The 14,715-nt window shown below is 68.3% G+C and carries 15 protein-coding genes; 11 read left to right on the forward strand and 4 right to left on the reverse strand.

The genetic code is table 11. From position 1 onward, the window contains the following. Positions 1-92: 92 nt before the first annotated feature. The 5 genes from K4L06_RS13180 (at position 93) to K4L06_RS13200 (ending at position 6,771) form a co-directional block, all read left to right on the forward strand. Entirely contained in the window at positions 93-986 is an 894-nt protein-coding gene (locus tag K4L06_RS13180; protein WP_221671794.1) for an ankyrin repeat domain-containing protein, read from the forward strand. A 29-nt stretch (positions 987-1,015) separates the two neighbouring features. Further along, a complete protein-coding gene (locus K4L06_RS13185; protein WP_221671795.1) occupies positions 1,016-3,424 on the forward strand; it encodes an XVIPCD domain-containing protein in 2,409 nt (802 codons plus the stop codon). A gap of 274 nt (positions 3,425-3,698) precedes the next feature. Further along, positions 3,699-4,529: an NAD(P)H-dependent oxidoreductase gene (locus tag K4L06_RS13190; RefSeq protein ID WP_221671796.1), complete on the forward strand. Its 831-nt coding sequence runs from the start codon at positions 3,699-3,701 to the stop codon at positions 4,527-4,529. Between the two features lie 279 nt (positions 4,530-4,808). Further along, on the forward strand, positions 4,809-5,471 hold the full coding sequence (locus tag K4L06_RS13195; RefSeq protein ID WP_221671797.1) for an ankyrin repeat domain-containing protein: 663 nt from the start codon (positions 4,809-4,811) through the stop codon (positions 5,469-5,471). Positions 5,472-5,577: 106 nt separating this feature from the next. Next, a complete protein-coding gene (locus K4L06_RS13200) occupies positions 5,578-6,771 on the forward strand; it encodes an XVIPCD domain-containing protein (protein ID WP_221671798.1) in 1,194 nt (397 codons plus the stop codon). Positions 6,772-6,838: 67 nt separating this feature from the next. Here K4L06_RS13200 and K4L06_RS13205 read toward each other — a convergent pair whose 3' ends face one another. Further along, positions 6,839-7,303 carry a carboxymuconolactone decarboxylase family protein gene (locus K4L06_RS13205; RefSeq protein ID WP_221671799.1) on the reverse strand — a complete coding sequence of 155 codons (465 nt, stop codon included), beginning with the start codon at positions 7,301-7,303 and terminating at the stop codon, positions 6,839-6,841. Positions 7,304-7,610: 307 nt separating this feature from the next. On the opposite strand from K4L06_RS13205, the gene K4L06_RS13210 reads away from it, so the two are divergent. Further along, positions 7,611-8,552 (forward strand): sigma-70 family RNA polymerase sigma factor, encoded by a 942-nt coding sequence (locus K4L06_RS13210; protein WP_221671800.1) that lies wholly within the window; start codon positions 7,611-7,613, stop codon positions 8,550-8,552. A 33-nt stretch (positions 8,553-8,585) separates the two neighbouring features. Here K4L06_RS13210 and K4L06_RS13215 read toward each other — a convergent pair whose 3' ends face one another. Together K4L06_RS13215 and K4L06_RS13220 are read right to left on the reverse strand one after the other, a co-directional pair. Next, positions 8,586-9,428, reverse strand: a complete 843-nt coding sequence (locus K4L06_RS13215; RefSeq protein ID WP_221671801.1) for a type 1 glutamine amidotransferase domain-containing protein — start codon at positions 9,426-9,428, stop codon at positions 8,586-8,588. Positions 9,429-9,459: 31 nt separating this feature from the next. After that, on the reverse strand, positions 9,460-10,152 hold the full coding sequence (locus tag K4L06_RS13220; RefSeq protein ID WP_221671802.1) for a type 1 glutamine amidotransferase domain-containing protein: 693 nt from the start codon (positions 10,150-10,152) through the stop codon (positions 9,460-9,462). Positions 10,153-10,247: 95 nt separating this feature from the next. On the opposite strand from K4L06_RS13220, the gene K4L06_RS13225 reads away from it, so the two are divergent. From K4L06_RS13225 to K4L06_RS13235, 3 genes are all read left to right on the forward strand, one after another. Continuing rightward, positions 10,248-11,147, forward strand: coding sequence for a LysR family transcriptional regulator (locus K4L06_RS13225; protein WP_221671803.1), 900 nt, complete (start codon positions 10,248-10,250; stop codon positions 11,145-11,147). Positions 11,148-11,353: 206 nt separating this feature from the next. Next, positions 11,354-12,157, forward strand: a complete 804-nt coding sequence (locus tag K4L06_RS13230; protein WP_221671804.1) for a MipA/OmpV family protein — start codon at positions 11,354-11,356, stop codon at positions 12,155-12,157. Positions 12,158-12,302: 145 nt separating this feature from the next. Next, complete coding sequence (locus K4L06_RS13235; protein ID WP_221671805.1) at positions 12,303-12,848, forward strand: hypothetical protein; 546 nt, start codon at positions 12,303-12,305, stop codon at positions 12,846-12,848. Between the two features lie 9 nt (positions 12,849-12,857). On the opposite strand, the gene K4L06_RS13240 is transcribed toward K4L06_RS13235, so the two are convergent. Beyond that, positions 12,858-13,349: a hypothetical protein gene (locus K4L06_RS13240; RefSeq protein WP_221671806.1), complete on the reverse strand. Its 492-nt coding sequence runs from the start codon at positions 13,347-13,349 to the stop codon at positions 12,858-12,860. A gap of 370 nt (positions 13,350-13,719) precedes the next feature. On the opposite strand from K4L06_RS13240, the gene K4L06_RS13245 reads away from it, so the two are divergent. Then, a complete protein-coding gene (locus tag K4L06_RS13245; RefSeq protein ID WP_221671807.1) occupies positions 13,720-13,971 on the forward strand; it encodes a hypothetical protein in 252 nt (83 codons plus the stop codon). Positions 13,972-14,014: 43 nt separating this feature from the next. Further along, entirely contained in the window at positions 14,015-14,500 is a 486-nt protein-coding gene (locus tag K4L06_RS13250; protein ID WP_221671808.1) for a hypothetical protein, read from the forward strand. The last annotated feature ends 215 nt before the right edge of the window (positions 14,501-14,715 follow it).

Below are 14,715 nucleotides of genomic sequence, written 5' to 3' on the forward strand. Positions count from 1 at the left end.
CACTGACGCCGCGACGGGGATAGTGGAGTCTGAGTCCGCTCCATGTCGGCGTAGCTGACCGCCTCTCGCTCCTTCGAACTTCACGGATGACTATGAACCGCCTGCTCCGGTCGTTGCCCCATGTATTTCGTCCTTTTGCGGTTGGTCTCGCCGGCCTGTTGATCGCGTGCCTGCTGGCCGGCTGCCTGGCGCCCTACACCCCCGCGCAAGAATCCTCGTTGCCGGTCGCGGATTGGTTCCCGAATCAGCCCAAGGCGCAAGCGCTCGCGGTCGCGTCGGAGTTTGGCCGGCTGGAGGAAGTTCGGCGCTTGATGAAGGCCGAAGGAGTCGACCCGGACAAAATCTTCTCCCCTGAGGGCTATCCGCTCTTGGCCTGGCCGGTCATCACGGAGAGTCCAGAAGGCCTGCGGGAGATGCTGAAGAACGGGGCCGATCCCAATGCGATGCGTCGCTCGATGACCACCGATCGCGGCATGCGCAACAACAACAACGCCATGGTGTGGGCAGCCAAGGCGAAAGACCCCATTTATCTAAAGATATTGCTCGATCACGGCGGCGACCCGAATACCCGCAACTCGAATGACGAGACACTGCTTGAGCAATCCATTCTAGGCGGCGGCGGATGGCCGAACGTCAAGCTTCTGGTTGAGCGTGGAGCGGACGTTAACGCTCGCAGCAAAGGATCGACCATTCTGGCCGACTTCGCCGGACTCGGCGGATTTCAGCAGGTGCTCTGGCTTCTGGAGCATGGCGCTGATCCAACTACGGCAGTCGCGCTCCCACCCGACATCCCACCCGAGCGCACCCCCGTTATTGAGAACATCTTCTGGTACCCAAGCAAGCCCGGATTCACGGAGTGGCAAAAGAAGTGCCAGCAATGGCTATTGGCACACGGGTACAACCGCCCTCCGATGCCTGACCGCCTGCGCAGAATGCGCAAAGCGTTCGGTTACCCGGACGAAGAGAAAGACATCCCCCTGCTGTAAGCACTCGCTAGAACCGACAAGGAGTCACCATGTTTCCCTCCGTAGAAGCCCTCAAAGAGCGCCAAGCGCTGCTGAAGCAGTTGCGCGAAAGCGGTGACCCGGCCGCAGTCGCCCGTGCCGACGAGCTGCAACGCACTTACCATGCCGACAACATGGCCGTGCTGGCGAAGGACACCTACTTGTCGGCGATGGAGCCGAGAGCCCCGGATGAACGCACCCAGCCGCCGCCGGGCTGGATTCGCGCCAGCGAACACCTCGACAAGTTGCGCGAAGCGGCCCCCGCGCTCAGTGCGCTGAGCAATGAGCAGCTCTTGGACTATCTCAAGCCCGGGGAGTCAGGCTTCCGCGCTGAGATCTACTTGCCCGACCCGAGCATCCTTGGCCCCGGCTACAAGCCGGTGATCGTACCCAAGGGCTCCGCCGGTGAGGTGATGGGGAAAGACGGCAAGCTCTATGGCACGACGAATGAAGACTTCATCGCCAACAACTTTCCGCAGTCGGTCGGGCTGAAAACAGACTATTACGACCGCGCCATGGAGCTGGCAACGACCATGGAATTCTATGGCCTTGTCGCCGAGTACTCCGGTCACTCCCTCGGCGGTGGCATGGCCTCGGCGATGTCGGCCGTAACCGGCAATCCCGCGACGACCTGGAATGCGGCCGGCCTGCACCCGGAGACGGCCCGGCGCTTCGCTCGCGAGAACCCTGGAACGCAGGTCCACGACACGTCCCGCTCGGTGGTTTCCTATCAGATCAAGGGCGAGCTGCTGAACGACGGCGTTCAGCACAACATCGACCGGCTCGATGCGCTTCATCGCGCTCAGTTGGCCGGAGTGCTGCGGGAGACCTGCAAACTGTTGCAGGACGTTCCCGAAGGCCGAGAGGTTCTGACCACGCAACTCAGCGCTATGTTGCCGCGCCACGCGCAACCTTCGGTACGCGAGTTCGTCAAGACGCTGGCCGAAGGCGATACGAATCAACTGCTGCGCGACCTGCCCCTGGCGGCCGGACGCGTCGCACCGCTCGACGACGTCAAAGTATGGGAGAACGGCAGCCTCGCCGACCGCGAGCAACGCCTGACCCTGACCGAGATTTCCAACTTCGCCGCCCCCGTGCTGGAGACCGCCTATATCACCACCCAGGGCGCGCGCGTGGGCCGCGTGGCGGGTCAAGCCACCGCCGCCGCGGGCGATATGGCCGCGGCAAACCTGGACGCCAGCGGCGACCTGGTGCGCACGGCGACGGCCAAGGCCGCCGACTTCGCGGATGTCGTGTCCGGCGTCCAGCACACAGCGGTGCAAGCTGGCGTCCGGCTTACCGGCGAAGGGGCCGCCCAAGCGCGCGTCGCCGCAGGCCGGGTGGAAGCCGCCATCGACACCGTGCAGGGCGAAGTGCAACTGCGCGGCGCGCAAGCCGGGGCCGGCCTGTTGCGCGGTATCGGCGATCTGGACGTGCTGCCTGACGGCATGCAACGCTGGGCCAACGACACAGCAGCCAACGTGGAGCGGGGCGGGCAGGTGGCGCACGCGCGCAATCAGGTAGAAGCGGCCCAGGCGCGCTCCGAGGCCCAATCGGATGCCTCCGGAATCCGCCAGGCCACCTCGGACCGCGTCGTGGACTTGGAGCGGGTGCAGGTCGTGGTCGAGGGCTCGCAGAGGGCCGTGATCGCCGGCAGCGGCCAGCAGGCGGACGCCGCGCTCGACTCGGGCAGCCGCGCCATTGGCGACATGTCGCGTCACGCCCCCCTGGTTGGGGCAGGCATCGGCGCAGCGGCTGGCGGCGTGGCGGGGATTCAAGCCAACACCAACCTGGTAGATCTGGTGCAGATCGGGCGCTTCGCTCACGGCTATCACACCCAAGGCGCGGAGGGCATCGAACGCCATCTGATGACCGAAGCCGTCCTGCCGAGCATGGCCTCGCGAGTCCAGGCCGAGGAGCGCGCGGTTCGTGCCGAGTTCCCGAACTTGAACCGGCCCGCGCAGGACGCCCCGGCACAGAAGCCGGCGTCCGGGCCGGACCAGCCCACGCACCCTGATCGCGGCATGCTGGAGCAGATTCGCGAGGGAATGCGGGCCGCTGACGCCCGCATCGGGAAGCCCTACGACGAGGGCAGCGAGCGTATCAGCCGGTGCTTGTTGGCGGCCTGCAAGGACAATCGGGAAATGCACCCTGGCAAGGACTACTCGTTGGCGGCCAACGCGTTGAGCCGAGTCGACCATGTGGTTCCTGGCCCGACCGGCAATATGTTCGCGGTCGAGGGCAAGCTGGACGACCCGGCCAGCAAGCGAGCCTTCGTGTCCGTCGAGCAGGCGCTGAAGACGCCGGTCGAACAGTCGGACCAGAAGCTGGCGCTCGCCAATCAAGCCATCGCCCAGGAGCAGGAACGCGAGCGATCGCTGACCCAGAACCAGCAGCGAAGCGGCCCGAGCCTCGGCTAGTCGGCATCGGCTCAACCACATCGACTCGACGCCCGGCAGCTGGGTGCCAGGCTTGTGTTGCCCGGGCCTGGAGGAGCGATGGCAGGACTGTCGCATCCGCATCAAAGTGGTACCCACCGCAACGCATGAGTGACCCGGCAAGCCGATTCGCCGGGCATAGCCCAATCGCCAAGTCGATTGGTTCCAAATGATCCTCAATAAGGCGATTAAAATACGTCACTGCGGCGTTATGCGCTGCGATAACCTGGCCTTCCCTCATCCAGGCCACGCCGTCATGTCGATCGTTTCCACCGCCTCCACCGATGCCTCGCCGCGCAAGAAACGCGTCCTGATCGTCTACGCCCATCCCGAACCGCAATCGCTCAACGGCGCGCTCAAGGACGCGACCGTCGAGCGCCTGCTCGCCACCGGCCACGAGGTCGAAGTGACCGATCTGTACGCGCAGGGCTGGAAGACCTCGATCGATGCCGGCGACTTCCCGCAGCACGATCCGGACCGGCGCCTGCAGGTGATCGCCGCCTCCGGCCGCGCCTACGCCGACAACGCCCTGACCGAGGACGTGCGCCGCGAGCAGGACAAGCTGCGCTGGGCCGACGCGGTGATCCTGCAGTTCCCGCTGTGGTGGTTCTCGATGCCGGCGATCCTCAAGGGCTGGATCGACCGCGTCTACGCCTTCGGCCTGGCCTACGGCGTCGGCGAGCATTCCGACCGGCGCTGGGGCGACCGCTACGGCGAAGGCTCGTTCGCCGGCAAGCGGGCGATGCTGTCGGTGACCGCCGGCGGCTGGCGCGACCACTACAGCGCGCGCGGCATCAACGGCTGCATCGACGACATCCTGTTTCCGATCACCCACGGCGTGCTGCATTACCCCGGTTTCGAAGTGCTGCCTTCGTTCGTGGTCTATCGCAGCGAACGCGTCGATGCGGCGCAGTTCGAGCAACTGCGCGCGCAATTGCACGAGCGCCTCGACGGCCTGTGGAGCCAGGCGCCGATTCCGTTCCGGCAGCAGAACGCGGGCGATTACGAGCTGCCCTCCCTGCGCCTGAAGCCGGGTCTGGAAACGCCCGGCGCGCAAGGCTTCCGACTGCATCTGCGCGCGGACTGACGGCGCCGGCGCGGCGCCGCCGGACGGGCCGGGACGGCGGCGCGCCGGCACGTAAACGCCTCGGCCTTGCGGCCATGGCTCGGTGTCGTTTTGTGACCCAGGTCCGCCGCGGCTGCGCGGTCATCGGCTTCTTGCTAGGCTCGACTCGCCACGGTACGTGGCCGTATGTCGGGGACGACGCGGCTCAGGGGACGCTCCGTGCGCGTCGTTGGATTCGTTCGTTGCCCGCCCGCGGCGGGCGCCAGGGGTAGATCCGGCAGTGCTCAGGAGGAGTGCAAGATGACAGTGGTAGTAGACGTGCGCGAAATATTCGCCGATCCGGCCGTGGCCGATCTGGCCGAAGCGGTGGCCGAAGGGGATGCCGCCGAAATCCGTCGACGAGCCGCAGGTGTGGACCTGCGCGTGCGCGGCGACAAGAACGTGACCCTGCTCGAATGGGCGGTGCTCAACAAGAGCCCGGTCGGGTTGCGCAGCCTGCTCGACCTCGGCGCCGATCCGGCCCAGCCCGGGATCGACGGCAGCACCGTGGTGCATATGGCGGCGATGGCCAACGACCCGAGCTATCTCGAGGTCTTGCTCGAGTACGGCGCCGATCCCGATACCGCGCATGCGGAAACCGGCATGACCCCGTTGAGCTCGGCGCTGATGGGCGGCCGCTCGGTGCAGTTCAAGCGCTTGCTGATCGCCGGCGCCGCCGTCGACCGCGCCGACCGCATGGGCAACACCGCCCTGCACGTGGCGGCCAAGACCAACCAGCCCGGCGCCGCGCTGGAACTGCTGCAGGCCGGCGCGGATCCGTCGCCGCGCAACGCCCAGAGCGTGACCTTCCAGCGCTATCTGTTCATGACTCCGCCGAGCGTGCTGAGCGCGTCGGCGCGTCGCGACCGCGATGCGCTGGTGGCGTGGATGCGCGATCGCGGCCACGCGCTGGAAAACGGTTGATCCGGCCGCGCGCGACGTCGCCGGTTGCGGCGCGCGGCGCGAGCCTGCCTAGGGAGATACGGAGCCCGGCTTCGCCCGGGTTTCAGGGATTCAGGGAGAAAGAATCATGAGCGAGCAGTCCCAGCGCACGAACGGTGAGCCTTCGTTCGCCGACCAGGTCCGCGGCCTCGACGCCAAGCCGATCGACAAGACGATGGCGCGGCTGATGGACGATCTGTACGAACTCGGCCCCGGCGCCGACGGCTTCAAGCCGCTGAGCGCCGATCAGCTGCTCAAGGCCGGCATCGACCCGGCCTCGCTGGAAAACCCGGACAGCGGTTTCCGCGCCCGCATCTACGGCGACGAGCAGGGCCGTTACGTGCTGGCGTATTCCGGCACCGACGAAGGCAAGGACTGGCTGACCAATTTCCGCCAGGGCCTGGGCTTCGAGGACGCGCAGTACAACCAGGCCATCGCCCTGGCGCGCGAGGCGAAGATCGCGTTCGGCGACCAGGTCGCGATCACCGGCCATTCGCTCGGTGGCGGTCTCGCCGGCGCGGCCTCGATCAGCACCGGCATTCCGGCGGTGACCTTCAACGCGTCGGGCGTGCACGACAAGACCCTGGAGCGGATCGGCATCGACGCCGACGCGGCCAAGCAAGAGGTCGCGCACAACGGCCAGATCCGCCGTTTCGCGGTCAAGAACGAGATCCTGACCGATCTGCAGGAGCACAGCATTCCGCTGAAATGGGCGATGCCCGATGCGGTCGGGCACAAGATCGAACTGCCCGATCCGGATCCGCAATCGTTCTGGCGGCGGATGATCCCGGGCAACGGGATCAAGCACGGCATCGACGTGCACTACATCGAAGCGGTGATCAAGGCGCAGGAAATGGCCTACCCCGAGCGCCGCGGCGCGGCCCTGGATGCGCCGGAAGCGCCGGTGCGCACGGCCGCCGCCGCGGATTGGGCGCAACCGGGCCATTCGCATCGTGCGATGTACGATCAGGCGCTGCACGGCCTGCAGGGACTCGACGGCAAAGGCCTGGAATTCCGCGGCGAGCAAGGCGTGCGCAATGCCGCCGCGCACGCGACTCTGGACGCGCGCGCCAACGGCCTGGAGCGGATCGACCACGTGGTGCCGGGACGCGACGGCAGCGGGTTCTTCGTCGTCCAGGGCGCGCTCGAAGACCCGGGCCATCGCCGGGTGTTCCTCGACCAGGACCGCGCCGTGTCGACGCCGCCGCCGGCCCCGGCCGCCGCGCAAGCCGAGCAGGCCGTCGCGCAGCAGGCCGAAACCCGGCGCGCGGTGATGAGCTGAGGCGTCGTCGGACCTATCGGCGGCGACGCGAACGGCGGCCTGCGGGCCGCCGTTCGCGTTTGCGGCCTCAGCCCTTCCAGGCGCCGACCGGCTGGCGCACGGCGACGTTGAGGCGGTTCCAGACGTTGATGTTGGCGATCGCCACCACCAGCGCCGCCAGCGCGGCCTCGTCGTAGTGGCGCGCGGCTTCGTCCCAGACCTCGTCCGAGACCGCATCCGGCCGGTCGCTGATCCGGGTCAGGGCTTCGGCCAAGGCCAGCGCGGCGCGCTCGGACGCATCGAAATACGGCGCCTCGCGCCAGGCCGCGACCGCGAACAGGCGTTCGTCGCTCTCGCCGGCCTTCCTGGCCATCTTGGCGTGCATGTCCACGCAGGCGCCGCAGCCGTTGATCTGGCTGGCGCGCAGTTCGATCAGCGCCAGCGTGGCCGCGCTGACGCCCTTGTGTTCGACCGAGGCTTTCAGCGCCCACAGCGCCTGCATCGTGTCCTGGTGGATGAGGGCCGGGTGGTTGATACGGGCCTGGATCTGCATGGGTTCGCTCCTGTTCGGTGGGGTGGGGTCGTAGCGCATCGGAATCGGCGCGACCGCGCCGCTTCGACGGGCTGACGGATCGCGGCGCGCAAACGTGACAGCGGCGGCGTGGCGGCTGTCGGCGGGCTGCGCGAGGCGCCGACATCGGGTCCGACGCGGCAGGGCGCGCAAACGTGACAAGCTGCGGCGCGTCGCTGGCGCAGTGGAGCAGGCGCCGATAAGGTGGCCCGCCGGTGCGCCGCATCGCGCTTGTCACGTTTGCGCGCGCTGCCGCGTCGAACCTGGGAACCCCTACCGGAATCGCTCCATGCACGATGCCCACTGGTTGGCCGCGCAGTTCGAAAGCCAGCGCAGCCACTTGCGCGCAGTGGCCCTGCGCATGCTCGGTTCGCCCAGCGAAGCCGACGATGCGGTGCAGGAGGCCTGGCTGCGGCTCAGCCGCGCCGACACGCGCGAGGTGGAGAACCTGGCCGGCTGGCTGACCACGGTGGTCGCGCGGGTGTCGCTGGACGCGCTGCGCGCGCGCAAGACCCGGCGCGAAGAATCGATCGACTGGGAACCGGACGCGGGCGAGGCCGACGCGGGCGCCGAACCCGGCCCCGAGCAACAGGCCTTGCTCGCCGACGCGATGGGCCCGGCCTTGCTGCTGGTGCTGGAGACCTTGAACCCGGCCGAGCGCCTGGCTTTCGTCCTGCACGATCTGTTCGCGGTCTCGTTCGAGGAGATCGCGCCGATCGTCGGCACCAGCGCGGTCAATGCGCGCCAACTGGCCAGCCGCGCGCGGCGCCGGGTGCAGGGCGCCGCGGCGAGCGAACGCGAAGGCGCAAGCGAACGCGCCAACCAACCCCATCGGGCGCCGGCCGATCCTTCGCGCCAGCGTCGTGTGGTCGATGCCTTTCTCTGCGCCTCGCGCAACGGCGACTTCGCCGGCCTGTTGGCCGTGCTCGATCCGGACGTGGTGCTGCGCGCCGATCCGGCCGCGGTGCTGGCCAGCGCCGCGCGCCAGGCCGACGGCGCGCCGACACTGGCCGCGCGGACGCGCGGCGCGCAGGCGGTGGCCGAAGCTTTCAACGGCCGCGCCCGGGCGGCGCAGCCGGCGCTGATCGATGGCGCGGCCGGCGCGGTGTGGGCGCCGGGCGGCACGGTGCGCGGCGCATTCCTGTTCGCCGTCGCCGGCGAGCGCATCGCCGGGATAGAGGTCGTGATCGATCCGCAGCGCTTGCGGCAGCTGCGGATCTCGATCCTGTGATGCGGACGCGGCGGCGACCGCTGCCGTCGCGGCCTACTTCAGGCGCTTGAGCAACTCATCGGCCACGCCCATCGCCGAGGCCGGGTTCTGGCCGGTGATCAGTTCGCGGTCGACCACCACCTGCGCCGTCCACGGCTGGGCGTTGCTGCGATAGACGACGCCGGCCTGTTCCAGCGCGGTTTGCGGGTAGAACCGCATCCGCCCGCCGCCGAGCTGGGGCTTGGCGATCTCTTCTTCCTGGTTGCTGATCACCGTGACTTGATAGCCGCGGTAGATCCACTGCGCCGGCGCGATGGCCCGGCCGCGGGAGGCGAGCTCGGCGGTGAAGGCCGACGCCTGCGGCAGGGTCGACAACAGCGCGATCGGGCCGTGGCAGACCAAGGCGGTGGGCTTGGCCCGGGCGTGGAAGTCGGCGAGCAGGCGGCCCAGCGCCGGGTCGTGCAGCAGGTCCTGCATCGGCGCGTGGCCGCCGGGGATGTAGACCGCATCAAAGCGCCCGTAGCCTTGCTGCTCGATGCGCGCCAGGCTGAGCACCGGCGAGCGTTCGGCCGAGGTCAGCGCGAGCCGGTCGAGCAGGGCCTGGTGCTCGCGCAGCGCCGCGGCGTCGCCGCCGAAATGCATCGCATCGACCGAGTTGCGGTCCAGGGTCGGCGCGCGGCCTTGCGGCGTGGCGAAGGTCAGCCGGTGGCCGGCGTCGAGCAGGCGCTTGACCGGCTGCATCAGCTCGTTGAGGTAGAAGCCGGTGGCGAAGGTCTTGCCGTCCTCGAGCTCGAGACGGTCGGCATCGGACAGCACCACCAGCACGTCGGCCGCATGGGCGCCGCTGGCGGCGAGCGACAGAGCCAGGGCGAGGCTCAGCTTGGAAACGGATGTCATCGGGAAGATTCCTGCTGGAGAAGAGTGGCGATCAGGCGTCGGCCAATACGCGATCGCGCAGCGCGGCGCCGACGCCGGCGGCCGATTGCGGGTTCTGGCCGGTGATCAGGCGGCCGTCGACCACGACCTGCGCGGTCCAGTCCGGCGCGGGCTGATGCAAGGCGCCGCGTTCGCCCAGGGCGCCGGCGAGCAGGAACGGCACCACGTGTTCGAGCCCGACCGCGCGTTCTTCGCTGTCGGTGAACGCGGCCACGCGCTTGCCCGCGACCAGCGCCGTGCCGTCGTCGAGGACCACGTTCACCAGCGCCGCCGGGCCGTGGCAGACCGCGGCGACCGCGCCGCCGGCCTGGTAGATCTCGCGTGCGACCCGCGCCACCGCGGTGCTACCCGGAAAGTCCCACATCGCGCCGTGGCCGCCGGCGAAGAACACCGCGGCGTAGCCCGCGGCGTCGACCCGGTCGAGGCGCTGGGTGGTCGCGATGGAGCGGCGGAAGGCCGGGTCGTTCCAGTAGCCGGCATTGATCGGATCGTCGAGGTCCAGGCCGTCGACCGGCGGCTCGCCGCCCAGGATCGAGGCGAACTCGACCGCGATCCCGGCCGCGTCGAGCTCGGCCAGCGGGTGGGTGACTTCGCCGAGGTAGTAGCCGGTAGGCTGGCCGGTGGCGCCCTTGCGGTCGTGGCTGGTCAGCACGAACAACACCGGGCGGGAGGAAGCGGGGGACATGGACGGGGCCTTGTTGGGAGTGGGGCCACTGTATTGCGCGCTTGTGCGGCGATAAACTTCCAAGTCGGGAAATCATTCGTGCTGCAGAGGCAAAAATGAGCCGTCGCTACGACCACCTCGGCGATGTCGAGGCCTTCGTCGCCGTGGTCGACCATGGCTCGCTGACCGCGGCGGCGGTGGCGCTGGCGACCACGCCCTCGGTGATCAGCCGGGCGATCGCACGCCTGGAAAGCCGGCTCGGCAGCCAGTTGCTGCGCCGGACCACCCGCCGGCAGGGCCTGACCGAGGCTGGCCGGCTGTACCTGGAACAGGCGCGCGCCGCGTTCGCCCTGATCGACGACGCCGAGCGCAATCTCCAGGGCGAGGGCGGCGAGTTGAGCGGACGGGTGCGGATCAGCGCGCCGACCACCTACGGCCACTACCGCCTGCCGGTTTTGCTGCAGCGCTTCGCCGCGCGCCATCCGCGCGTGCAGCTCGAGGTCAACATCGCCAACCGCAACGTCGACCTGGTCGCGGAAGGCTTCGATCTGGCGGTGCGGCTGGGCGCCTTGCCCGACAGCGGCCTGGTCGCGCGCAAGCTCGAAGACGCCGCGTTGTGCCTGGTCGCGTCGCCGGACTACCTGCGGCGCGCCGGCATGCCGGCGGACCTGGCGCAGCTGCGCGAGCACGTCTGCATCGCGTTCGTGATGCCGAGCACCGGCCGCATCGCTGCCTGGTGGCTGCGCGAGAACGAGCGCGAGCTGGACTGGACGCCGCCGGCGCCGTTGCTGGTGTCCGACGACGTGCTCGGCGTGGTCTCGCTGGCCGAGCAGGGCGTCGGCATCTGCCAAAGCTACGACTTCGTCGTCGCCGACCGCCTGCAACGCGGATGCCTGGTCGAAGTGTTGCCGCAACTGCGCGGCCGCTCGCGGCCGTTCTCGTTGATCTACCCGCCGCATCGCGGCCTGTCGGCGCCGGCGCGCGCGCTGATCGATCTGCTGGCCGGCGAGACCTGAGCGCGCGCGACCGTGCGCGAGCGCACGGCGCGTCTGCGCCGCATGCCCATTGGCCGTGCATTCACTCTGGCGCGCCATTAGCGTGTCGCCGCGCACAGCTTCGCTTCGCGCTTTCCGTCGCGCTTAAAGAACTCTTAAAAATCGGCACCTAGCGTGGCCGAACGACACCGCGCGATCGCGCCGTGCGCCCCCATCGAGGCCTCTACATGCGCATGTTAAAAACCTTGCCGTTGCTGATGCTGTGCCTGCCGTTGGCCGCTTTCGCCCAGGTCCGCGAAGCCGGCGAAGACCGCGCCGACCTGGCGCCGTCGAACTGGAGCCTGGGCATCGCCGCCGGCGGCCGCAGCGAGCTCTACGCCGGCGAAGGCCGGCACAACCGGGTGGTGCCGTTGTTCGGCTACGAAGGCGAGCGCTTCTACCTGCGCGGCATCACCGCCGGCTACCACCTGGTGCAGAACGAGAGCTTCGTCCTCGACGGTTTCCTCGCCGGGCGCCTGGACGCGATGGACGCCGACGACTTCGGCCGCCGCGCCCTGGCCCTGCACGGCATCGACCGCGACTTGCTCGAAGACCGCGACGACGCCGTCGATGCCGGCGTGTCGGCCAGCTGGCGCGGCGCCGCGGGCGAGTTGCAGCTCGACCTGCGCGCCGACATCGCCGATGTCAGCGGCGGCTACGAAGCCGACCTCAGCTATCGCTATCCGATGCAGGCCGCCGGCCTGCTGATCACCCCGAGCGTCGGCGTGTCGGTTCTGTCCGCGGACCTGGCCGACTACTACTACGGCACCCTCGACGAGGAAGTCGCCCGCGGCGTGGTCCGCTACCGCCCCGGCCGCGCCACCGTGCCCCACGTCGGCGTCACCCTGGCCAAGCCCTTCGCGCAGAAATGGCGCGCGATCGCCGACTTCAACTACCAGGCGTTGCCCGACGAAATCCAGGACAGCCCGCTGATCGAAGACGACACCGACGGCGTGTTCCGCGCCTTCGTCGGCATCGCGCGCAGTTTCTGAGTCCACCTTTCTCTTGTAGGAGCGGCGTAAGCCGCGACCGCGATCGCCGCGCAGGCGCACCTCATGGCGCCTGCACCGCCGCCGGCTCGAATTGACGTCCACCGACCAAATGCACAGGCTGGGACAAACGCCACCCGGCCTGCGCATGCACCGACTGTCCCATTTCGACGGCGTCGATTGGCGCCCTTATCGCCATCCGGCTCACTTCGTCCTGCCGCAACAAACCGGCGGCGCCGTGGTGGCCGGTTCCCCGGCCAGCGACCCGGCGCTGTTCCTGGCCTTGGTCGAATGCCTCGCCCCGCCGTATTTCTTGCTGTACGTCTTGCATACGCCGCGTGGCGAAGCGCAACCGGGCCGCTACCAGAGCCCGCCCCTGTCGGTCGAAGAACTGCGCGACTGGCTGGGCCGCTACGCCGGCTTCCTCTGCGCCGACGGGCGCTACGACCTGTGGGCGCACTCGCCAGAGCAGCGCGCCACCGTGGTCTGGGACCGCCACGATCGCCTGTACGCGTACGGGCCGACCGACGAATACGCCCGCCGCCTGCGCGAACTGGGCTTCAGCGAAGGCGAGGTGCGCATCCCGGCGCCGCACGAGCACTACTACCGCAGCGAATGCGACCCGGACGCCCGCGACCTGATCGCCTCGCTGGACTGGCACCACAGCCCGCTGCAGCCGCAAGACGAGCAATAACGGCGCGGCTCAATCGATCCGGTACACCCGCGCCTTGGGCAGGTCCTCGTCGACTTGCAGGAACCAGCGCCCGGCCACGCCGGGCACGACCAGGATCTCGGGCGTGGTCATCGGCTTGCGCAGCTTCATGCTGCCCTTGAGCACCTTCCACTGCTGGCCGTTGTCGAGTTCGAACACCGTGCCCGGCTCCCAGCCGGCGACGTCGTGCTTGAGCCGGCTCTTGATCGGTTGGTCGTCCAGGCCGATGTACTGCACCGGGCCGCGCCGTGGCGCCTCGTGATCGGCGCTGGCCGCGACCGCCGCGGGCGCCGTCGCGGCGTCTTTCTCCGCGGCCTCGCGCAGCATCCGGTTCAAGGTCTGCAGCTGGGTCGGAGTCAGCGCGACCTCGCGCAACTGCTCGGGGCTGAGACGGTTTTCGATCGGGGTGTAAACCGATTGAGCCAGCGCCGGCATGGCGGCGGCGAGCAGGAGGGGCAGAATCAGGGCACGGAAAGGGCGCATGGCGAAGGACGGTGGGCCAGGAGGGCCGGTCGCGCTCATGGTGTTTCAGATTGGTTGCACAATTGTGACGGGGCGGTCGTGGGTTCGTGGCCGCAGCGCCGACAGGCGCGGTCGGCCAGATCGATGGCGACCGGATAGCGCGCACGCCGCGACGGCTGGTTTTGCGGCGATGGCCATGGTCCGCCGCTGCGTACGCAGCGCGAAGTTCGCTTTCGCTTCTTGGCCGGTTTTTCGCGCTTAGATGGCTTCGTGCATTGGTTCGCAGGAGGCGGGCGGGCGGGACGAATCGGACTGATGCCTGCCGCGCCGCGCTCCCGAATCCGTACGGGTTTGAAAAACGATGACTGCTGAGTGAGAGGATAGGAAGGATATGAAGCGATTCTGGTTCACCTTCGCCGGGCCGCCGGAATTTTCTCCGCTCGCTCTGGGTTGCGGCGTGACCGGTCACGACCGCCTGGATGCATTGCAGATCTTGCGCGAGCGCGTGCTTGCAGGTCGGCAGGACTTGGCCATCGACGTTGTCGTGGAAGATGTCGACATCCGGACGCTCGATGCCGATCACGTCGTCCCGAACATGGGCGCCGCGAGCAATCGCGGCGTTTGGTTTCCGCTCGGGTATTGACGCGGACGCCCGCTGTCGACGAACGTTCGAACTGCCGAAAGCGATGGGCAAGACCGCCGTGCAAAATTCCCCGAAGGTGATCGCGCTGGACTACTACGATGGTCCGTTGGAAGGGGTTTCGATGGGGGCGTTCGGCTGCCGGTGCTGTTACTTCAAACTGCTTGCATGGGACGACCTGGGCGATAATCGCCTGTTCGCGATTGTTTCAATGGATTGCAGCCAGTACGAAGAAATCGCGACAGCGCTGGCCTCGGCGCAGCCGGTACCGGACACCCCTGTATGGTTGCCGCAATGGAAGTTTGCCAGCGATGCGTTGGCCCGCCGCGTGAGCTTGTTGCTGGATGGATATAGCCGACGATCCCGCTCTCCAGAATTTTTATGTTTGAATTTTTGCGCGCAATTGCAACCGAGCCGGATGTTCCCCGTGTCCGACCAGGTGCGCGACAAGATCGAGGCGGCAGCTGTGAGAGGCGGGGTGTCCGATCTGAATGACTGGGCGGGGGTCCTGCCGATCGATCGTTTTTCGTAGCGTGAGAGCACGTGCAACTGGAGGGAATGCCGTTGAGGTATCAGCCCCGCCTCCAGCCGGCATGAAGCCGGGTTGCTTGTCCAAGGGCGGTATCCGGATGCGGGCGTCGGCGATCCAGCGAGGTCCGAACCGTTCGAGTGATCGCCGGCGCGAGGCAGGCGACTTCGCTGAATTCGTTCATTTTGCGTGCGGCATGTCACATATTCACAGCGGCT

The sequence above is a fragment of the Lysobacter sp. BMK333-48F3 genome, assembly GCF_019733395.1.
In the GTDB taxonomy this organism is placed as follows: domain Bacteria; phylum Pseudomonadota; class Gammaproteobacteria; order Xanthomonadales; family Xanthomonadaceae; genus Lysobacter.